Origin of the sequence: Tatumella ptyseos (assembly GCF_030552895.1) — a bacterium.
Taxonomy (GTDB): Bacteria; Pseudomonadota; Gammaproteobacteria; order Enterobacterales; family Enterobacteriaceae; genus Rosenbergiella; species Rosenbergiella ptyseos_A.
Map to the genome: position 1 here is coordinate 907,407 of NZ_CP130649.1, position 21,764 is coordinate 929,170.

Annotated in this window: 19 protein-coding genes; 9 read left to right on the plus strand and 10 right to left on the minus strand. The window is 45.1% G+C overall.

Annotated elements, in window-relative coordinates; all coding sequences use genetic code 11:
• Positions 1-145: 145 nt before the first annotated feature.
• The gene (thiI, locus tag QJR74_RS04345; protein WP_304373383.1) at positions 146-1,594 is read left to right on the plus strand and encodes a tRNA uracil 4-sulfurtransferase ThiI; all 1,449 of its coding nucleotides are present in this window, start codon (positions 146-148) and stop codon (positions 1,592-1,594) included.
• A 30-nt stretch (positions 1,595-1,624) separates the two neighbouring features.
• Here thiI and QJR74_RS04350 read toward each other — a convergent pair whose 3' ends face one another.
• Positions 1,625-2,221: a DJ-1/PfpI family protein gene (locus tag QJR74_RS04350; RefSeq protein WP_304373384.1), complete on the minus strand. Its 597-nt coding sequence runs from the start codon at positions 2,219-2,221 to the stop codon at positions 1,625-1,627.
• A complete protein-coding gene (gene panE / locus QJR74_RS04355; RefSeq protein ID WP_304373385.1) occupies positions 2,178-3,095 on the minus strand; it encodes a 2-dehydropantoate 2-reductase in 918 nt (305 codons plus the stop codon). The genes QJR74_RS04350 and panE overlap by 44 nt, the downstream gene beginning before the upstream one ends.
• 100 nt (positions 3,096-3,195) lie before the next feature.
• On the opposite strand from panE, the gene QJR74_RS04360 reads away from it, so the two are divergent.
• Positions 3,196-3,687 (plus strand): YajQ family cyclic di-GMP-binding protein, encoded by a 492-nt coding sequence (locus QJR74_RS04360; protein WP_304373959.1) that lies wholly within the window; start codon positions 3,196-3,198, stop codon positions 3,685-3,687.
• Positions 3,688-3,744: 57 nt separating this feature from the next.
• Here QJR74_RS04360 and QJR74_RS04365 read toward each other — a convergent pair whose 3' ends face one another.
• The 8 genes from QJR74_RS04365 to QJR74_RS04400 form a co-directional block, all read right to left on the minus strand.
• Positions 3,745-5,106: an MFS transporter gene (locus QJR74_RS04365; RefSeq protein ID WP_304373386.1), complete on the minus strand. Its 1,362-nt coding sequence runs from the start codon at positions 5,104-5,106 to the stop codon at positions 3,745-3,747.
• 127 nt (positions 5,107-5,233) lie between these two features.
• Positions 5,234-6,124 (minus strand): heme o synthase, encoded by an 891-nt coding sequence (gene cyoE, locus QJR74_RS04370; protein ID WP_048911688.1) that lies wholly within the window; start codon positions 6,122-6,124, stop codon positions 5,234-5,236.
• A gap of 14 nt (positions 6,125-6,138) precedes the next feature.
• Positions 6,139-6,468, minus strand: coding sequence for a cytochrome o ubiquinol oxidase subunit IV (locus QJR74_RS04375; protein WP_092675588.1), 330 nt, complete (start codon positions 6,466-6,468; stop codon positions 6,139-6,141).
• The gene (locus tag QJR74_RS04380; RefSeq protein ID WP_048911690.1) at positions 6,468-7,076 is read right to left on the minus strand and encodes a cytochrome o ubiquinol oxidase subunit III; all 609 of its coding nucleotides are present in this window, start codon (positions 7,074-7,076) and stop codon (positions 6,468-6,470) included. Before QJR74_RS04380 ends, QJR74_RS04375 begins: the two co-directional genes overlap by 1 nt.
• The gene (gene cyoB, locus QJR74_RS04385; RefSeq protein ID WP_048911691.1) at positions 7,076-9,058 is read right to left on the minus strand and encodes a cytochrome o ubiquinol oxidase subunit I; all 1,983 of its coding nucleotides are present in this window, start codon (positions 9,056-9,058) and stop codon (positions 7,076-7,078) included. The genes QJR74_RS04380 and cyoB overlap by 1 nt, the downstream gene beginning before the upstream one ends.
• A gap of 2 nt (positions 9,059-9,060) precedes the next feature.
• Positions 9,061-9,987 (minus strand): cytochrome o ubiquinol oxidase subunit II, encoded by a 927-nt coding sequence (cyoA, locus tag QJR74_RS04390; RefSeq protein WP_304373387.1) that lies wholly within the window; start codon positions 9,985-9,987, stop codon positions 9,061-9,063.
• A 391-nt stretch (positions 9,988-10,378) separates the two neighbouring features.
• Positions 10,379-11,851, minus strand: coding sequence for an AmpG family muropeptide MFS transporter (locus tag QJR74_RS04395; RefSeq protein WP_304373388.1), 1,473 nt, complete (start codon positions 11,849-11,851; stop codon positions 10,379-10,381).
• A gap of 42 nt (positions 11,852-11,893) precedes the next feature.
• On the minus strand, positions 11,894-12,478 hold the full coding sequence (locus tag QJR74_RS04400) for a lipoprotein (protein ID WP_304373389.1): 585 nt from the start codon (positions 12,476-12,478) through the stop codon (positions 11,894-11,896).
• A 157-nt stretch (positions 12,479-12,635) separates the two neighbouring features.
• On the opposite strand from QJR74_RS04400, the gene bolA reads away from it, so the two are divergent.
• The 7 genes from bolA (at position 12,636) to ppiD (ending at position 21,752) form a co-directional block, all read left to right on the plus strand.
• Positions 12,636-12,950: a transcriptional regulator BolA gene (gene bolA, locus QJR74_RS04405; RefSeq protein WP_304373390.1), complete on the plus strand. Its 315-nt coding sequence runs from the start codon at positions 12,636-12,638 to the stop codon at positions 12,948-12,950.
• 278 nt (positions 12,951-13,228) lie between these two features.
• Positions 13,229-14,527, plus strand: a complete 1,299-nt coding sequence (tig, locus tag QJR74_RS04410; protein ID WP_304373391.1) for a trigger factor — start codon at positions 13,229-13,231, stop codon at positions 14,525-14,527.
• 221 nt (positions 14,528-14,748) lie between these two features.
• Complete coding sequence (gene clpP / locus QJR74_RS04415) at positions 14,749-15,372, plus strand: ATP-dependent Clp endopeptidase proteolytic subunit ClpP (protein WP_048911697.1); 624 nt, start codon at positions 14,749-14,751, stop codon at positions 15,370-15,372.
• Between the two features lie 89 nt (positions 15,373-15,461).
• Entirely contained in the window at positions 15,462-16,733 is a 1,272-nt protein-coding gene (clpX, locus tag QJR74_RS04420; protein WP_304373392.1) for an ATP-dependent protease ATP-binding subunit ClpX, read from the plus strand.
• A 180-nt stretch (positions 16,734-16,913) separates the two neighbouring features.
• Entirely contained in the window at positions 16,914-19,271 is a 2,358-nt protein-coding gene (lon, locus tag QJR74_RS04425; RefSeq protein ID WP_304373393.1) for an endopeptidase La, read from the plus strand.
• A gap of 168 nt (positions 19,272-19,439) precedes the next feature.
• Positions 19,440-19,712, plus strand: coding sequence for a nucleoid-associated protein HU-beta (hupB, locus tag QJR74_RS04430; protein WP_048911701.1), 273 nt, complete (start codon positions 19,440-19,442; stop codon positions 19,710-19,712).
• A 171-nt stretch (positions 19,713-19,883) separates the two neighbouring features.
• The gene (gene ppiD / locus QJR74_RS04435; protein ID WP_304373394.1) at positions 19,884-21,752 is read left to right on the plus strand and encodes a peptidylprolyl isomerase; all 1,869 of its coding nucleotides are present in this window, start codon (positions 19,884-19,886) and stop codon (positions 21,750-21,752) included.
• Positions 21,753-21,764 lie beyond the last annotated feature (12 nt).

Here is a 21,764-nt window from a genome sequence, read left to right on the forward strand (position 1 = left end):
ACTCTGTACCGCACGACTAAAACAAGCTATGACACCGTAATGATGATATACTGCGCGCGCTTAAATCAGCGGGTAACCCTGAAAACTATTTTAACATATAAACGATTAATAATTAACGTTTATTCCCACGTAAGTTAGTGTCATTATGAAGTTTATCGTAAAATTATTTCCAGAAATAACGATCAAAAGCCAATCTGTACGGCTGCGCTTTATCAAAATTTTATCCAGTAATATACGAAACGTGCTGAAAAGTGTTGATGAAGATATTGCGGTAGTCCGTCTATGGGACCATATTACGGTTCGCACACGCAAGCCAGAGCTCAGCTTGGCTGTAGCCGAAGCGCTGACCCGCATCCCGGGGATTCACCATGTGCTTGCTGTAGAAGATCGTAGTTTTACTAGTCTGCATGATATCTTTGAACAAACCTTGGCGATGTACCACACTCAACTTGAGGGGAAAACCTTCTGTGTACGGGCTAAACGTCGCGGTAAGCATGAGTTCACCTCACATGAAGTAGAGCGGTATGTCGGTGGGGGACTCAATCAACATATTGAGTCCGCCTCAGTTAAATTACAAAACCCAGATATGACGGTACACCTAGAGATTGATCAAGATCGTTTACTCCTGATCACTAACCGTTATGAGGGATTGGGTGGTTTCCCAATAGGGACACAAGAAGATGTTATCTCGTTAATCTCGGGCGGCTTTGACTCAGGTGTTTCGAGTTATATGCTAATGCGCCGTGGTAGCAGGGTACACTATTGCTTCTTCAATCTTGGCGGTGCGGCTCACGAAATTGGGGTTCGCCAAGTCGCTCACTACCTATGGAATACCTTTGGTCGCTCTCACCGTGTGAGATTCATCGCGATTGATTTTGAGCCCGTGGTCGGTGAAATTTTAGAGAAAGTTGATGATGGCCAAATGGGCGTTGTCCTTAAGCGAATGATGGTCCGTGCGGCATCGCACATTGCGGAGCGTTATGGCGTCCAAGCATTAGTGACGGGTGAAGCACTTGGCCAAGTTTCAAGCCAAACGTTAACCAATCTTAGATTGATCGATAATGTCTCAGATACGCTTATTCTACGTCCTCTTATTTCACATGATAAAGAACACATCATCAAAGTGGCTCGTCAAATCGGAACCGAAGATTTTGCGAAAACCATGCCTGAGTATTGTGGTGTGATCTCAAAGAGTCCAACCGTCAAAGCGGTTAAAGCTAAAATTGAAGAAGAAGAGAATAATTTTGATTTTAGTATTTTAGACCGTGTCGTTTCAGAAGCGCGTAATATCGACATTCGTGAAATCGCCGTCGAAACAACCGCTGAAGTGGTCGAAATTGAGTCTGTGAGCGAATTAACCGATCAGGATGCGATTCTGGATATCCGTTCAATCGATGAGCAAGATGATCAGCCACTCGAGCTCAGTGGTGTGGAAATCAAATCGATACCTTTTTATAAATTGAGTACTCAATTTGGTGATTTAGATCGTTCGCGTACTTGGTTACTGTATTGCCAGCGCGGGGTTATGAGTCGCTTACAAGCCCTATATCTGCACGAGCAAGGGTTCACTAACGTTAAAGTGTACCGACCCTAATAAATGAGGCCTCGATGATGAGGCCTTTTTTTATTCTTGATGATTATAAATCCCAATGGGGATGGCGAGATCGTGGGTAATGGCATGAGCATCTGCCTTACCTTTCAACAGCTCTATAATTTTTAGCGACATATCGGTCGCGCATAACGGCCCTTGGCCGCTTAGTAAGTAATAGCGTGGATCGACCACTACACGTCGCTCTTGCCATTGCGTCTGGTGTAGTAAAGTCTTTTGTTGTGCGAGGCAAGTCACATTCGCCCCTCGATAAGCGTCCAATTTATCGATTAATCCTGGCACGATATGGCTCATGGCCGCTACGTAACGTTGGCTAGCGCTGAATTGCCTGATGGATTCAATAATTAAGTCGCTTTCGGAGTATGTTTTACAACTCTCTTTGCCCCCAAGTAAAAGGAGTATGTCGTGAGCTTGATCGACTGCTTGGCAAAGTGGAATATCGGCTTGGAAAGTCAGTCCTTCTGCGCTGCGAAGAGTCAGTGCGCTATCCCCCTCGACACTCGCGACAGTGATATGAATGCCAGCACGCGGAAGTAAACTTAAAAATGTAGTAATCTCAATAGCATCATTACCATGAGCGAGGCAGAGTAGCACTGAGGGCATCGCCGACATATTCTGATTCCTTTTGTTTAATCCACTGGTATAGCGCCGAATGCTGGGGCAATGTTAACCCATAGCAGCGCGCCCGTCTAAGCAGATACCCATTGATATAATCGATTTCTGTTACGCGTTTTGCATGGATATCTTGTCGCATAGAGCTGCTATTCTCTGCGGTAAGTTGAATAACATTGACGACTGACTCGTATAACTGCTTGGCATCGGTATGAATATTTTCACGGTTCATAACCGTGGTAAGCTCATCACACAACCCCCTCACTTCGTCTAACACCGTCAGTAAATCACCATTATGACAATCATATTTCACCGTTAAAGGATTAATCACCGCATTGACCGCTAATTTCTTCCAGCCAGAAATTTTTATCTCATCATACCAAGCAACATCGGGTAGAGCTTGGTGGAGTATATCAGCGAGATGACTGACTGAGTGCGCTGCTGGATTTAACGGCCCGATTTGCGTTAATCCCCAGGCTTTATGGCGTGTTGCTGCTGAGGTACGGTAAGCGGCTTGTGTGGTCACCGCATGACAAAGTGGCTGAATGATGGTGGGAAGATCATCAATAACCCCCAGCCCGTTATGCATTAGGACGATAGGGCACTTTTCAGGGAGCAGAGGCAGTAGCGGTGTTAACCCTGATTGCAGTTGTTGAGCTTTCAGTGTAACCAGTAACAATTCACACTGTTGCAGAAGCGAGGCATCGTTAACCGTAACACTGTGCTGATAGGAGTCTTGTTCAGGACTAAAGACCTGTATTTGAAGCTGTGATTGCGGCACCTTTAGCCACCCTTGCACGGTATGGCCTTTTCTGGACAGAGCGGATAACCATATCTGACCTAAGGCTCCACAGCCCAAAACTGTTATTCTCATAAAAATTCCCTCGCAATCCATTGCCATTTTTTGCTGAATAGTTGTGTCGTCATTACAGATAGGTATTATGCATGTCAACGATTTAAGAGGAGAAGAAAATATGCCATCTTTCGATATAGTTTCAGAAGTTGAAATGCCAGAAGTGAAAAATGCGGTTGAAAATGCGAATCGTGAACTCTCAACGCGTTTTGATTTTCGCAATGTCACAGCAGAAGTGTCATTAAATGAAAAGAATGAAGTGATCACGGTGAGTAGTGAGTCTGATTTCCAAGTGCGTCAAATTGTCGATATTTTGCGCGAAAAGATGTTAAAGCGTGGTATTGAAGGGGCTGTGCTGGAGGTGCCTGAGGAGATTACCCACAGTGGTAAGAGCTGGAGCCTAGACATTAATATGAAAAAAGGCATTGAATCAGATATCGCCAAGAAAATTGTTAAAGCTATCAAAGATGCCAAATTGAAAGTGCAAACTCAGATTCAGGGTGAATCTTTACGTGTAACGGGGAAATCGCGTGATGATTTACAATCCGCAATGGCGACAGTCAAGGCGGCTAATTTGGGGCAACCTTTCCAATTTAAAAACTTCCGCGATTAAGAGTCGTTACCACTTACCTGAGCAATCGGTCAGGTAAGTGGTCGAGAGGGGAGGGGATTAATTTTCTGCGATCAACGCTTCAATTTCTTGGCGATTAGTCGTCTTACTGTCTATTTTAATGTAAGCCGCGCGCTCTTCAGGGATAATCAACACATTACTCACACCCGGTGCTTGGCGTAAGCGCTGTTCAAGCGATTGAGCGTTATCCGCACGGTCGAGCACCATGCGAAGACTGCTTACGTAAGGTGGCTCCTGCATGGTTAGACTCACTAATAACCATACGATGGCAATTCCGGCGCCAAGTAAGAAAACGGCTTGCGCATCCACATGTTGGAAAACCCATCCACCAACACTGCCGCCGATAGCAACACCGAGAAATTGGCTAGTAGAATAGATCCCCATTGCAGTTCCTTTATAGCCAGCAGGGGATTCTTTACTAATTAGTGAAGGTAAGATGGCTTCCATCAAGTTGAAGGCGAAAAAGAAAAGCTGAACCCCTACCACCAAAGTCCAGAAGTGTGCACCTGCTTGCCACAATACCAACTCTGCAATCAGCAATAGCACTACGCAACTCACAAAGACTAACTTCATTTTACGCTTAACTTCAGCGATGATGATAAAAGGGACCACACCGACGAACGCGATCAACATGGTGACTAAATAGACTTTCCAATGCTCGGAAGCTGGGAAACCGGCTTGTTCGAATTCACCAGGCAGCGCGACGAAGCTCGACATCAATAAGATATGTAGGAATAAGATACCGGCATTAAGTTTGAGCAGTTTAGGATTGGCGAGGACCTTACGAAAACTACCTTTTACCATGCCTGATTCACGGTTAAGCACATGCTCTGTCGTCGAGGGAACAATTAATAAGGTAATAATGATCCCAAGCGTTGCCAGCACGGCAATCATCCAGAACAGGGCGTGTAAGCCGAGAAGATGCGTCACTATTGGTCCTACCACCATCGCAATGGCAAAGGTTACTCCGAAGCTGACGCCAATAAATGCCATGGCTTTCGTACGATTTTGCTCGCGTGTGAGATCCGATAACAGCGCCATCACTGCGGCGGCGATCGCGCCAGAACCCTGCAAGGCTCGACCTAAAATAATCCCCCAGATAGAGGTAGTCGTCGCCGCCACAATGCTTCCCAACACAAAAACCAGTAAACCGCCGATGATGAGAGGCTTACGACCAACGCGATCTGAAAGTAAACCAAAAGGGATCTGAAATATCGCCTGTGCAAGGCCGTAAATACCAATTGCAAGCCCGATTAATCCTTCAGTCGCTCCTTGCAGAGCCATACCATAGGTCGTTAATACAGGCAGTACCATAAACATGCCAAGCATGCGTAAAGAAAATACCGTTCCCAATCCCCAGGTTGCTCGCAACTCGAGTGGGGTCATTTTATTATCGTTCATTACAACCTCTAATTTAATTCTGTTTATAGTCTAAGGAGTTGTGTAGGTTGGGTAAATGAATAGATCTTAAACTTACGTAACAAAAAGAAAAGGCGCGAAATTCGCGCCTTTAAAGCTAAGAGTGGGATTAGCGCACGTAGGTCAGTAACTCTGGAGAGCCAGGCCCCATAAAGTCGACAGACATCATTACACTCAGTGCAGTGATGGCGACAATGGAGAAGACAAATAGTTTACGCGCCCACACACGGTCATCATTTTCTGATTTATAGCCTGATAACGCCATGCCTAACCACCACAGGCTGACTGCTGCGGCTACCACTAAATATTTGTAGCCTGCATAGCCCCCTAACGAGAGCATTAATGTTGCCACCATAAACGCGATGATATACAGCGTGATATGGTTTTTGGCGACGGAGATACCTTTAACGACAGGTAGCACCGGAATATTAGCCGCTTGATAATCTTTAAAGCGGAAGATAGCGATGGCATAGGAGTGAGGCATCTGCCATAAGCTGAAAATTGCTAATAATATCAATGCACCGGCATCGAAATTGCCCGTGACGGCACAATAGCCAATCACGGGAGGTGCGGCGCCAGACAAGCTTCCAATTAACGTTCCGTAAACGGAATTACGCTTCATATAGAGGCTGTAGACACCGACATAAACCACGAAACCCATGACCGCTAGCCACATGGCTAACGGATTAGCACCAAAGTAGAGTACCGCAAATCCAGCAATACCTAACAAGGTGGCGTAGGCCAAGCTCACTTTTGTTGAGATGAGCCCCTTCACCAGAACTCGGTTTTTCGTTCTTTCCATCTTGTGGTCAATATCGCGGTCAATCACGTTGTTATAAACACAACCTGATGCGACAACGAGCGAGACGCCAATCAGTGAGACGAAAAATAAGCGGAAGTCGATGCTGCCTTTAGAAGCCAGCAGAAAACCCCCGATCACAGAAATTAAATTTCCGAAAATAATTCCTGGTTTTGTCACTTGTAGGTATTGCTTAATCATTACGGTTAACTCAGTTAGTGGGGCATCATGTTGTAGTTAAGGTTCCACATGATCCACAGTGAGCCGACCACAACAATCAAAATGATGATTGCTGAGAAGACAATGGCTACTAGGTTCCAACCGCCCTCAGACTTACTGTCGAGGTGGAGGAAATAGACCAGATGGACAATAACCTGAACTACGGCACAAATCACCACTACCGCGAGGGTAGTGGAGTGTGCAGAACTTCCATCCATTACCATCCAGAAAGGAATTCCTGTCAGGATGATAGAGAGGATGAAGCCAATCATGTACGACTTCACGCTACCATGCGATGCGCCATGTTCGGTTGCTGAGTGACTCATTACATGACCCCCATCAGATAGACAATGGTAAACACACAAATCCACACCACATCCAAGAAGTGCCAGAACAAGCTCAGACACATGATACGGGTGCGGTTAGTCGCGGTCAGACCACGTGTTGCGATCTGGAACATCAGGACCAACATCCAAATCAGACCACAGGTTACGTGAAGTCCGTGGGTACCGACCAAGGTAAAGAACGCAGACAGGAAGCCACTACGCTGAGGACCGAAGCCTTCAGAGATGAGGTGATGGAATTCGTTGATTTCCATACCGATGAATCCTAGACCGCAGAGGAAAGTTAAGACTAACCAAGCATTAACCGTTCCTTTATTACCTTTGTTCATCGCAATCACGGCCATGCCGTAGGTAATAGAACTCAGGAGGAGTAGGGCGGTTTCACCAAGAACATATGGCAGTTCAAAGATGTCACGTCCTGCAGGACCGCCTGCGGTGCTATTCATCATTACTGCATAGGTTGCAAACAAGGTTGCAAAGATAATGCAGTCACTCATCAGGTAGATCCAGAAGCCGAAAATCTTATTGGCTCCTGCATCGTGATGCCCATGCTCTCCATGGGCGTCGTGGTGTTTAGATAGAGAAGACATTATTTCACACCTGCTTTGCTAAGTTCTTCAAAGTGTTTGTTCTCAATCTGTTCGATTTCTTTAACGGTAACGTAGTAATCCACGTCTTCGTCAAAGCTCTTGATGATCCAGCTCGCCAAGATTCCAACAAAAGAGACAACCGCCAACCACCAGATGTACCAGATCATTGCGAAACCGAAGATAGTTGCGAAGGCAGCGATAACCACTGCAGCACCACTATTTTTTGGCATATGAATTTCTTCATAGTGCGCAGGTTTCTTGTAGGCTTCACCTTTTTGCTTCATTTCCCAGAAAGAGTCACGCTCATTGATTTCTGGAATCACCGCAAAGTTGTAGAAAGGAGGTGGAGAAGAGGTTGCCCACTCAAGAGAACGGCCACCCCATGGATCCCCAGTCAGGTCACGATTTAGTTCACGGTCACGGATAGAGACGTAGAACATGATCAGCTGGCAAAGGATACCCAGTGCGATCAGGCCTGCACCACAGGCTGCAACGACTAGCAGTGGGTGGAACTGTGGATCGATGTTTTGGCTTAAACGACGGGTCATACCCATGAAGCCTAATGCATACAGCGGCATGAAGGCAACGAAGAAGCCAATGATCCAGAACCAGAAAGAGCGTTTGCCCCACTTTTCGTCAAGCTTGAAGCCGAACGCTTTCGGGAACCAGTAAGTGACACCTGCCATACAACCGAAGACTACACCACCGATAATAACGTTATGGAAGTGAGCAATCAGGAATAGGCTGTTGTGTAATACGAAGTCAGCACCCGGTACCGCTAACAGAACACCCGTCATACCGCCGACCGAGAAGGTCACGATAAAGCCGATGGTCCACAGCATAGGCGCAGTCATTTCGATACGACCTTGGTACAGCGTAAACAACCAGTTGAAGATCTTAACCCCTGTAGGGATTGCGATAATCATTGTCATGATACCGAAGAAGGCATTGACGTTGGCACCTGACCCCATAGTGAAAAAGTGGTGTAACCAAACGATAAATGACAGGACGGTAATCGCAACTGTTGCCCACACCATTGAGGTGTAACCAAACATGCGTTTTTTAGCGAAGGTTGCAGTAACTTCAGAGAAGACACCGAACACTGGAAGCACAAGGATATAAACTTCTGGATGTCCCCAAACCCAAATTAGGTTTACGTACATCATCATGTTACCGCCCATTTCGTTAGTGAAGAAATGGAAACCAAGGTAACGGTCCAAGGTCAGCAGTGCTAAGGTTACTGTCAATACTGGGAACGCAGCGATAATTAGGACGTTAGTACACAGCGCGGTCCAGGTGAAAATTGGCATTTTGAACATAGTCATGCCAGGGGCACGCATTTTCAGAATGGTGACGAAGAAGTTAATCCCAGTCAGCGTTGTACCAATACCTGATAGCTGTAAACTCCAAATCCAGTAGTCAACCCCTACGCCCGGGCTGTATTCAGCACCCGACAGAGGAGGGTAGGCCAGCCAACCGGTCTGCGCGAATTCGCCCACACCTAATGACAAGTTTACCAAGATGACACCGATTGCCGTGAACCAGAAGCTTAAGTTGTTCAGGAATGGGAAGGCAACATCACGCGCACCGATTTGCAGCGGTACAGCAATGTTCATCAAACCAACAACGAAAGGCATCGCTACGAAGAAAATCATAATCACGCCGTGCGCGGTAAAGATTTGGTCGTAGTGGTGCGGCGGAAGGAAGCCTGCTTCACCAGCTGAGGCAAGAACCTGTTGGCTCCGCATCATGATGGCATCGGCAAAACCACGGAGCAACATGACGAAAGCCATGATGCAGTACATGATGCCGAGTTTTTTGTGGTCAATAGAGGTGAACCACTCTGTCCACAAGTACTTCCACTTACCGTAGTAAGTGATGGCGGCAACGAGTGCCAGACCAATAAGGATAATAGCGGAGATGGTCACCATGACGATTGGTACGTCTAGGGGAACCGCCGCTAATGTTAATTTTCCTAACATGATTATTCCTCTGCTCCGGCTGAAGCGGTGTGATTCATGTCCATACCAGCGTGAGCAGGCATGTTCATTTTTCCGTGGCTAGACATAAACTTGTCGACAACTTGTGTAAACAGTTCAGGGTTAGCATTTGAGAAATATTCTACTGGATGGTTTTCGCTTGGCGCAGCCAACGTCTCAAACTGATCCATGGTAGTCAGTGTATTAGGTGCAGTTTTGACCTTATCTACCCACTGCTGGAATTCAGCATTAGTGTTGGTTGCAATGGCTTTAAACTTCATGCCAGAGAATCCGCGACCACTGTAGTTAGATGAGATACCATCAAAAGTGCCTGCTTCATTAGCAATTAAGTTCAATTGCGTTCTCATTCCAGCCATCGCATAGATCTGGCTACCCAGAGTAGGGATAAAGAATGAGTTCATCACAGAGTTTGATGTGATATTGAAATGCACCGGAGTGTTAGCTGGGAAAGCGATCTCATTAACTGTTGCAATACCTTGCTCAGGGTAAATAAACAGCCATTTCCAGTCTAAAGCAACGACATCAATTTCGACAGGTTTTACATCAGAAACGAGAGGCTTGCTTGGTTCTAGAGAGTGAGTACTTTTCCAAGTCAGCACGCTTAAGAAGACAATAATCAGGATTGGAACCGTCCAAACTACAGCTTCTATTTTGTTAGAGTGTGACCAGTTAGGTGAGTATTTAGCATTTGTATTCGATGCCCGATATTTCCAGGCGAATGCAATTGCCATGAAGACTGCTGGAATAACGACAATTAACATCAAGCCGAAGGCTGTCAGTATTAATGAACGTTGCTCCAGTGCAATCTGACCTTTAGGATTTAAAAGTGCACTATCACAACCACTCATGAGCAAAGTGGCTGAAATTAATGACAAAATCCCCAAACTATTTTTGTATTTCTTGAGTCTCATTTAACGACCTCAATGACAAAGGGCTGTATTGTCGTTTAAGTGTATCTGTATTTTACGGTAACGTTGATGTAGTGTAAACCTGCTTGAGGTTCTGTCAGTAAAGTGTAGATGGTTATTTGAGACATTTAACAAATTTTATTCACGGAACGAAATTATCAACCGCATCAATCAGTTGGCTTTAATATAACAAAAGCCTATTGATTCTCTTCTTACTTCTTTTTAAGAGCTATAACCACGAAGTTTGTGTATCATTTTTTTAACATAAAAAATCATTTGTTGTATCATTCATTCACATTTTATTATCCCAATAAGTATTGAGCTGCTATTAAAAGGTGAATGAATAATAAGTTCGATAAATTGAATTTTTCCTAAGAATAAAAAAAATAGCATTTTATGCTGCTTTTTTCCGCGACAAGATATCGAGTGTGACGCCTACCAAGGTAGCGATGGTTGCGAGGATTAACCCATAGCGAATCAATGGTTGTGTAATAAACCACTCGGGTAGGTTGAACAGGAAGGCGATTAACATTGTCAACAACCCGAGCAGTGCCATAAACGCCCCGAGAAGAAATCCTTTAGTAGTCATCGAATAGCCATGGACATAATGACGTCGAGGCGCAAATTCAGAGGACTCAGCTAATTGAAGGAGTGAGGTTTTCGCCGCGCGTAACAGGAGCAAACCCGGCAGAGAGGCGAATACGGTAAAGGCGTAAAAACCTGACCAGTTCCATAACTCTACCAGCCAGCCAGCGATAGGTCCCACATAAACACGCCCCACCGCACTGAGTGCAGAAAGTAAGGCGAATTGCGTAGCAGAAAAACGGCGATTACACAGCGACATTAATAAGGCGACAGCGGCGGCAGTACCCATTCCCCCACATAAATTTTCGATGAAAACGGCGCTACCCATCGACCATAAATGGCTAGGGATCACGGTCAGGAGCCAGTAAGCTAAATTACTCAGAGCTTGCGCAATACCAAAAACCATCAAAGCTCGATATAAGCTCCACTTTCTCATGAGTGCACCACCTATCAGGGCACCTATAATCGTAGCGGCTAGCCCTAAGGATTTATTGACCAGACCCACATCGCCCGCGCTAAATCCCAGACCTCTGATTAGAAAAGAAGTACTCAGCGCACCGGCAAAGGCATCGCCCAATTTATAAAAGATGATAAGGGTAATCATTAACCAAGTATTGTTGCGCGTGAAAAAATCTTTCAGTGGGTCAACCACCGCATGTCGGAGTGATAAGGGTGCAGCGATAGATTGTTCAGGTTCTTTGGCAAGGAGCGTTCCAAGCAGGCCAAGTAACATCAGTCCAGCCATAAGAAAATAGACTTGATGCCAACCGAGGTAGCGGTCGGCGAGCCACAGTGCGAGGCCTCCAGAGACCAACATGGCAAGACGATAACCGAGTACCGTCAAGGCAGCCCCATTTCCGCGCTCTTCAGCAGACAATACGTCCGTTTTCCACGCATCAAACACAATATCTTGGGATGCTGAGCAAAAAGCGACTGCGACAGCTAATATGGCGAGTACCCATAGTCCAGATGTTGGATTAACGGTTGCCATCGTGGCTATCAAGAGGAGGAGTAAAAGTTGGCATACAGCAAGCCATCCGCGTCGGCGTCCGGTGAAGGGGAGAGAGTAGCGGTCCATCATGGGAGCCCAGAGGAATTTAAACACATAGGCTTGGCCGACCATTGAAAAGAAACCAATGGTTTTCAGGTCGATATTCTCCACCGTCATCCATGCCTGGAGGGTGCCGGAAGTAAGCGCTAAAGGGAGCCCCGAAGAGAAACCGAGCAGAAGCAGGACTAGAGTCGTACGTGAAAATGGGATAAAGCGTAAAGGTGAGGTCATGGTGAATGGCTGTATGCAGAAAACATACAGCCATTCTATCAGTTAGTGAGCGTTTTGTTTAATAAACTCATGAATTGAGGTGTCATCTGCCATATCGCTAATCACATCGCTTAGTGCACTATTTACAGCGGAAGTGATTTTGGCATTCGTTGCACTGAAAGGCCCCTGAATGCTATTGCTTTGACGATAGGTTTTCACCTGCTTGTTACCATTTTTCGCGGTTGCGATAATGGAGATGTCTGCTTGGGTAGTAATGCTGTATCGGACATTACCCTGAGTAACATCTGCATAAAGTTTGTTAACAATAATCTGCAGATCGACGGCGCCTGAAGGGCCAATCATATACCCACGCGCGGTCATTTGCTTTTCTAACACTTCTTGTAATAGAAAACGCAGATCGCGTGAAGGTGTCAAAGTCACTAATTGGCCGTCTCGATTCACTTTGGCCAAGGCTTGGTCAGAGCGCTGATCGGCACCATTAATACTAATAGTGACACCCATCAAGCTAGGATCTTGCTGAGGTAAACGGATTTGGGGAGTTACATCAATGGTATTGCTTGGTGCTGCGCAACCTGCCAGAAGAAATAAGGCGAGCAACGGAAAACCAAACTTTTTCAAAAGAGCCATGAATTTGCCACTCAATAGTTCATAAAGGAATTAAACCGCTTATGCGGAACCAGCACTAAAATAGCACGTTTTTTTTTCGTAAAAGTAGTATGTAACAAGAAATAAACGCTACAATTTATTAAAGGTCATTGGATGCCTTATTAGCGAGGGACTTATTATGATACGTCAGACGATCGAAGAGAAATTATATCAGGCTTTTTCACCTACTCATCTTGATGTACAGAATGAGAGCTATCGCCATAACGTACCAGCTGGTGCAGAAAGTCATTTTAAGGTGATTATTGTGTCAGAGCAGTTTGCTGACCAGCGTTTTTTGGCTCGGCACCGCTCTATCTATAGTGTGTTAAGTGCTGAATTGGCAGGTGGTGTCCATGCGTTAGCATTACATACCTACACACCTAAAGAGTGGGCGGGATTACAAGATACCGTATTATCTTCACCTGACTGCCGCGGTGCAGGAATGATTGCTTAAAAAAAAATCAGTTTGATCGATTATTTTCTGATTTGTCTCAAAATATACCTTTTATTGATAAAATTTTCGCAGAATCTCCCCTCGAAACCCTGCCAAATCTCGACTCATATCGTTGATGCCGCTATAATGCGGCGTCTATTTTTCCAGAATGTCTTCGTGACGCTTCTGGTAACAGGGATGTTGTTCAAACCGTATCAACATATTCTGTTGTTGAACAGTGAGGGTTCTTGCTGTTCTCCATGAAGCCAATCGAGCACGTGATTTTTTGAGGTAACAAGATGCAAGTTTCAGTTGAAACAACTCAGGGCCTAGGCCGTCGCATTACCATGACTATCCCTGCCGACAGCATTGAAGGTGCGGTAAAGAAAGAACTGGTTGATATCGCTAAAAAAGCGCGTATTGATGGTTTCCGTAAAGGCAAAGTGCCAATGACCATCATTGAAAAGCGTTACGGTGCTTCTGCTCGTCAGGATGTTCTGGGCGAACTCATGTCTCGTCACTTCATTGACGCGATCATCAAAGAGAAGATCAACCCAGCGGGCGCACCAAACTATGTGCCAGGCGAATATAAGTTAGGTGAAGATTTCACTTACTCTGTTGAATTCGAAGTTTATCCTGAAGTTGAATTAAAAGGATTAGAGAACATCGAAATCGAGAAGCCAGTTGTTGAGGTTAACGACGAAGACGTTGATGCAATGCTGGACACTCTGCGTAAGCAACAAGCAGATTGGAAAGAGACAGATAAAGCTGCTACTGCTGAAGACCGCGTTACTATCGATTTCTCTGGTTCAGTTGACGGTGAAGAGTTCGAAGGTGGCAAATCTTCTGACTTCGTTCTGGCGATGGGGCAAGGTCGTATGATCCCAGGCTTTGAAGAAGGCGTAGTCGGTCACAAAGCAGGTGAAGAATTTACTATCGACGTTAAATTCCCTGAAGAGTACCACGCTGAAACCCTGAAAGGGAAAGACGCTAAGTTCGATATCGTTCTGAAGAAAGTTGAAGAGCGTGAACTGCCAGAACTCACAGAAGAGTTCGTTAAGCGTTTCGGCGTTGCAGACGGTTCTGTTGATGGACTGCGTGCAGAAATCAGCAAAAACATGCAACGTGAGCTGAAAGGTGCGGTGCGTAACCGTATTAAGACCCAAGCTATCGACGGTCTACTGGCGCAAAACGAGATTGACGTTCCAGCCGCACTGATTGACGGTGAGATCGACGTATTACGTCGTCAAGCCGCTCAACGCTTTGGTGGTAACGAACAACAAGCGCTAGAACTGCCGCGCGAGCTGTTTGAAGAGCAAGCGAAACGTCGCGTTATGGTTGGATTACTGTTAGGTGAAGTGATCAACACTAACGAGCTGAAAGCTGACGAAGAACGTGTTAACACCATGATCGCTGATATGGCTGCAGCGTACGAAGATCCACAAGAAGTGATCGAGTACTACAGCAAAAATAAAGAGATGATGAACAACATGCGTAACGTTGCGCTAGAAGAGCAGGCTGTTGATTTCATTCTTGAAAAAGCTAAAGTTACTGATAAAGCGACTAAGTTCCAAGAACTGATGAACCAACCAGCTTAAGACGTAATAGTTTAGCTATTGAATTAGGCTCGTGATTTCAGGTCACGAGCCTTTTTTTTATGCTGCCCCCTTGAAAAGAATTTTCTGAACCGCAGTAATCTACTTCGCGTATTAATCAAAACCTTGTTATGCTTGAATGAATGTAAAATTACACTGCATTAGTGGCTGCTGTTAGTTAAGGCGACAAGCGTTGCTTAAGAAATTTACCCAGGAGATGGTTTATGTCATACAGTAATCAACCGGAAATGACGCCTGCCCAAATGGCTCTGGTACCAATGGTTGTCGAGCAAACCTCGCGTGGCGAACGTTCTTACGATATCTACTCACGCTTATTAAAAGAACGCGTTATTTTCATGACCGGTCAGGTTGAAGACCATATGGCAAACCTGATTGTTGCACAGATGCTCTTTCTTGAAGCCGAAAACCCTGAGAAGGATATTTATCTTTATATCAACTCGCCGGGCGGTGTGATCACGGCAGGCATGTCTATTTATGATACGATGCAATTCATTAAACCTGACGTCAGTACCATCTGTATGGGACAAGCCTGTTCTATGGGTGCGTTTCTATTAACAGCGGGTGCTGAAGGTAAACGTTTTTGTTTACCGAACTCGCGTGTAATGATTCACCAACCGTTAGGTGGTTATCAAGGACAAGCGACGGACATTGAAATTCACGCTAAAGAAATTTTGAAAGTTAAACAGCGCATGAATGAATTAATGGCCAAGCATACGGGCAAAACGCTGGAAGAAATCGAGCGTGATACTGAGCGGGATCGTTTCCTCTCGGCTGCTGAAGCCGTAGACTATGGTTTAGTCGATTCCATCCTGACTCATCGTAAATAGTGGCGCTAAGCTAAAAAATAGACCTAAATGCAGGGCATTATTGGTACTCGATGATGCTGGCATTGATAACACTGAAAAGAGGCTAACTGATGACTGATAAGCGCAAAGAGGGTTCAGGTAAATTGCTGTACTGCTCTTTCTGCGGCAAAAGCCAGCATGAAGTGCGTAAGCTAATTGCCGGACCGTCAGTGTATATCTGTGACGAATGTGTTGACTTATGTAATGACATTATTCGTGAAGAGATAAAGGAAGTTGCTCCACATCGCGAGCGCGATGCACTGCCGACGCCACGTGAAATCCGTACCCATCTCGATGATTATGTAATCGGTCAAGAAAAGGCTAAGAAAGTCCTTTCTGTAGCGGTCTATAACCACTACAAACGTTTACGTAATGGTGATACCTCCAATGGCGTGGAATTGGGTAAAAGTAATATTTTACTTATTGGGCCAACCGGTAGTGGTAAAACCCTACTCGCTGAAACGCTGGCGCGCTTACTGGATGTCCCCTTCACCATGGCTGATGCGACAACCCTGACTGAAGCCGGTTATGTGGGTGAAGATGTTGAAAACATCATCCAAAAGCTACTACAAAAATGTGATTACGACGTTGAGAAAGCTCAGCGCGGTATTGTCTACATCGATGAGATTGATAAAATTTCACGCAAGTCAGACAATCCTTCTATCACTCGTGATGTCTCGGGTGAGGGCGTGCAACAAGCTTTACTTAAGCTCATCGAAGGGACGGTCGCAGCAGTACCGCCACAAGGTGGTCGTAAACATCCACAGCAAGAATTTTTACAAGTCGATACCTCAAAAATTCTCTTTATTTGTGGGGGCGCGTTTGCTGGGTTAGACAAAGTTATTGCGCAGCGTGTTGAAACAGGTTCAGGTATTGGATTTGGTGCGACGGTAAAAGATCCTTCTAAGAAAGCAGCTGAAGGGGAATTATTAGCGCAAGCTGAACCTGAAGATTTAATTAAATTTGGATTGATTCCTGAGTTTATTGGTCGTTTACCTGTAGTCGCGACCTTAAGCGAACTGAGTGAAGAAGCCTTAATTCAAATATTACGTGAACCTAAGAATGCGCTAACCAAGCAATACCAAGCTCTATTCAATTTAGAAGGCGCAGAGTTAGAGTTCCGTGAAGAAGCCTTAGTGGCGATTGCTGAGAAAGCAATGAGCCGTAAGACGGGCGCACGTGGACTGCGTTCCATCGTCGAAGCTGCATTACTCGAAACCATGTATGAACTTCCTTCTATTGAAGGCGTTGAAAAAGTGGTTATTGACGAGAATGTTATTGCGGGTACCTCTGAACCGATGCTCATTTACGGTAAGCAAGAAGCGCAAGCCTCTGGCGAGTAATTGACGACGTTTGTAGAGTGATACGTTAATAAAGGGGAAATTTCATTTCCCCTTTATTTTTCTCACGTATAGGCCGTTGAATATCATAATATCATCCCCATATGTTGATCATCTAGACGTGGTAAGTCACAGAGTTAGGACTATCACACTCCAGCGGAAATTAAACTAAGAGAGAGCTCTATGACTTCTGAGCGTTCCGAACACATTGATATTCCCGTGTTACCTTTACGCGATGTAGTGGTTTATCCGCACATGGTGATACCGTTATTCGTGGGTCGCGAAAAATCTATTCGCTGCTTAGAGTCAGCGATGGATAATGATAAGAAAATTCTGCTGGTGGCGCAGAAAGAAGCGACAACTGATGAACCGAGTATTGACGATTTATTTACTGTCGGTACGGTGGCTTCGGTCCTACAGATGCTAAAACTTCCTGACGGTACGGTAAAAGTCCTCGTTGAGGGTGTACAGCGTGCAACACTCACCTCGCTTGATGATAGCGAAGAGTTTTTTACGGCTCAAATTGAGTATATCGAAAGCCCTGAAATTGATGAAAGTGAGCAAGAAGTATTGATTCGTGCTGCGGTCAGCCAATTCGAAGGCTACATCAAACTCAATAAAAAGATCCCACCGGAAGTGTTAACCTCTTTAAACAATATTGAGGATGCGGCACGTCTGGCGGATACCATCGCTGCTCATATGCCGCTTAAATTGGCAGATAAGCAATCAGTACTTGAAATGTCAGATGTAAATGAACGTCTTGAGTACTTGATGGCAATGATGGAATCGGAAATCGATCTGCTGCAAGTTGAGAAGCGCATTCGTAACCGTGTTAAAAAGCAGATGGAAAAAAGCCAGCGCGAGTACTATCTGAACGAGCAAATGAAAGCGATTCAGAAAGAACTTGGCGAAATGGACGATGTGCCAGATGAGTTTGAAGCACTGAAGCGCAAGATCGATGAAGCGAAAATGCCAGCGGAAGCTAAAGAAAAAGCAGAGGCTGAACTTCAAAAGCTAAAAATGATGTCACCAATGTCTGCTGAAGCGACAGTGGTACGTGGCTATATCGACTGGATGGTACAAGTTCCTTGGGTAGGCCGTAGTAAAGTTAAGAAAGACCTACGCAAAGCACAAGAAACCTTGGATAAAGATCACTTTGGACTGGATAGAGTCAAAGACCGGATCCTTGAGTACTTAGCGGTACAAAGCCGGGTTAATAAGATCCGTGGTCCTATTCTTTGCTTAGTGGGACCTCCTGGTGTCGGGAAAACCTCATTAGGCCAATCTATTGCGAAGGCGACGGGGCGTAAATATATCCGTATGGCACTTGGTGGAGTGCGCGATGAAGCAGAAATTCGTGGACATCGCCGTACCTATATCGGTTCTATGCCGGGTAAATTAATTCAAAAAATGGCGAAAGTTGGTGTTCGTAACCCACTATTCCTGCTCGACGAAATCGATAAAATGTCAGCAGATATGCGTGGTGACCCAGCTTCGGCACTATTAGAAGTGTTAGATCCTGAGCAGAATAATGCCTTCAACGATCACTACTTAGAAGTAGATTATGATCTGTCTGATGTGATGTTCGTTGCGACCTCGAACTCGATGAATATCCCAGGTCCTCTCCTCGACCGGATGGAAGTTATCCGTCTTTCTGGGTATACCGAAGATGAGAAGTTAAATATTGCTAAAGATCATTTACTTCCTAAACAGATGGAGCGTAATGCGCTTAAATCGGGTGAACTCACGGTTGAAGACAGTGCAATCATGGGCATTATTCGCTTTTACACCCGTGAAGCAGGCGTCCGTAGTTTAGAAAGGGAACTCTCAAAACTATGCCGTAAAGCTGTTAAAGCCTTGTTGCTGGATAAGAAGCTGAAGCATATTACGATTAATGCAGAGAATCTCAGTGAATATCTTGGTGTTCAACGCTTTGACTATGGCCGAGCTGACGAGAAAAATCGTATCGGTGAAGTAACCGGTCTGGCGTGGACCGAAGTGGGTGGGGATCTGTTAACGATTGAAACCGCCAGCGTACCGGGTAAAGGTAAACTCTCTTATACCGGTTCTCTGGGTGAAGTAATGCAGGAATCTATCCAAGCAGCGATGACGGTTGTCCGTTCGCGTGCAGAATCATTAGGTATCAATAATGATTTCTACGAAAAACGTGACATTCACGTCCACGTCCCTGAAGGTGCGACGCCAAAAGATGGTCCTAGTGCGGGGATCGCGATGTGTACCGCCCTCGTATCAAGTTTGACAGGGAACCCGGTTAAGGCAGAAGTTGCCATGACGGGAGAGATCACTTTACGCGGTCAAGTTCTACCAATCGGTGGTTTGAAAGAGAAACTTCTCGCAGCTCATCGTGGAGGGATTAAAACCGTATTAATTCCTTTTGAGAACAAGCGTGATCTGGAAGAGATCCCGGATAATGTCATCGCTGATCTGAAGATTCACCCTGTAAAAAATATCGAAGAAGTCTTAAAGTTAGCGTTAGAACGAGCTCCTGAAGGGATTGAAGTTGTCACTCCCTCAGCATAATATGGCTTATCAGTCGAATACCCTAAGGGTATTCGACGTAATAAATAGACTTTTGCAGGCTAATAAGAGCATTTACGTTGTTTCAAACGTCGATGCCTGCTATAACAAGCAGCTCATAAGTGAGAGAGGATACTCTCTACGACATGAAATAATAAAGGGGATGTTAACGTGAATAAATCACAATTGGTTGATAAAATTGCTGCTGATGCAGATATTTCCAAAGCAGCTGCAGGACGTGTTTTAGACGCATTTATCGGTGCGGTAACTGAATCATTAAAAGCTGGTGATGACGTTGCTCTAGTCGGTTTTGGAACTTTCGCGGTAAAAGAGCGTGCTGAACGTACTGGCCGTAACCCGCAAACAGGTAAAGAGATTACAATTCCTGCAGGTAAAGTCCCTGGCTTCCGTGCAGGTAAAGGATTAAAAGACTCAGTTAACTAAGTCTTATCCACATGGAACTATTTCTTCCATTGAATGAGGACGTGATAACGCTTCTCATGTAACATAGAGGCACATCAAGCGATGTGCCTTTTTTTCTGGCAAGTCATACTGTTTGCCCAAGGCCACATCGGTCAGCGTTAAATTTACACCACAGCGGAGTGTTGCCAAATCATGATGGACAATTTACGCTCAGCGTCTAATCACGTTGTGCTTAAAATCATACTGGGAATAATCATTATTTCGTTCGTACTGACAGGCGTCAGTAATTATTTGATCGGCGGAAATCATGATTATGCAGCCAAAATTAACGGTGAAACAATCAGCCGAGCGCAATTCGAAAATGCGTACAACAATGAACGTATGCGTCAGCAGCAACAATTGGGTGACCAATACGCACAGTTGGCAGGTAATGAACAATTTATGCAACAGCTTCGTCAACAAGCGCTTTCTCAACTTGTGGACCAAACGCTTTTACAACAATATGTTCATTCACTGAATCTTGCCGTGACCGATGAACAAATTAAGCAGGCTATCTTTGCTGTGCCGCAATTCCAAACTAATGGACATTTCGATAACGCACTCTATAACTCTGTATTAAGCAGTGTTAACTACACACCGGATAGTTATGCGGCATCATTGCGTAAAAGTTTGGCGAATCAACAATTGGCTCAAGCGGTAGGCAACACAGACTTCGTGCTAAAGAGCGAAGCAAACCGTATAGCTGATCTCGTTTCTCAGCAACGCCAAATCCGTCAAGCAACCTTAAACGTTGATACGCTAGCGGCTCAGCAAAAAGTCAATGATGCTGAGATTAAAGGCTATTATGATGCGCATCAAGATACGTTTAAGCTTCCTGAACAGTTCAAGGTTAGCTACATTAAACTTGATGCTAAGGCAATGCAGAAAGCGCCAACTGAGCAAGAGATTCAGGCATGGTACGATAGCCATAAAGCAGACTATACACAGCAAGCTCGTCAGCGCTTTAGCGTTATCCAAGTCAAAACAGAGCAACAAGCTAATGAGTTGCTCAAGCAACTACAGCAAGGTGCTAATTTCGCAGAAGTTGCCCGTCAACAGTCTCAAGACTCAGTCTCAGCAAAGCAGGGCGGGGATTTAGGTTGGATGGAACAAGATTCAGTTCCTGACGAATTGGCCTCAGCGAAACTCACTGAGAAAGGTGCGCTGTCGGGAGTAATCAAAAGCTCTGTAGGGTATCTCATCGTCCGGTTAGATGATGTCCAACCGGCACAACAACAAGCTCTTGCCGCTGTTCACCAAGCCGTTGCAGATAAAGTTCAACAAGAAACGGCAATTAGTCAATTCTTTGCACTGCAACAAAAAGTGAATGATGCAGCTAGCAACGATAATGACTCCTTAGCCGCTGCGGAACAAGTTGCGGGAACAAAAGCGGTTGAGACTTCATGGTTTAGCCAACAATCAGTACCTGATGCGTTGAATTTCGATCAAGTAAAAGAAGTCATCTTCAACGGTAGCTTACTTGGTGAGCAAGGCACACCAGGTAGTAATTCAAGTATTATCACCGTTGATGGTGATCGCGCGTTCGTCGTTCGTATCTCAGCGCATGAGCCTGCTAAAGTAAAACCTCAAGCTCAAGTGACTACAGAGATTACTGCTGCCATCAAACATGATAAAGCGGTTGCTGAAGCCAAACATCAAGCAGAATCTATCGTGACTGAGTTGCGTCAAGGGAAACAAACCCTTTTCACTCAAGCAGGACTCGCATTTGGGGCAGTACAGACCTTACAACGTAATCAACAATCACCTCTATCTGAGACCGTTTTTGGGTTAACGCCACCGAAAGGGACATCACCTAGTTACGGCTTTACCCAAGATAACAGCGGTAATATTGTTATTATTGCCTTGGATAAAGTGTTAACTGGCGAAATGCCGGCTGCTCAGAGAACGCAGATGATTAACGGTATTGCGGATAATAATGCTCAGCTTGCCTTCACCGCTCTACTCCAGCAATTACGTCAGGAAGCGAAGATTAAATACGGTGATGCAGTACAACTACAATAACGCTCACAAAAA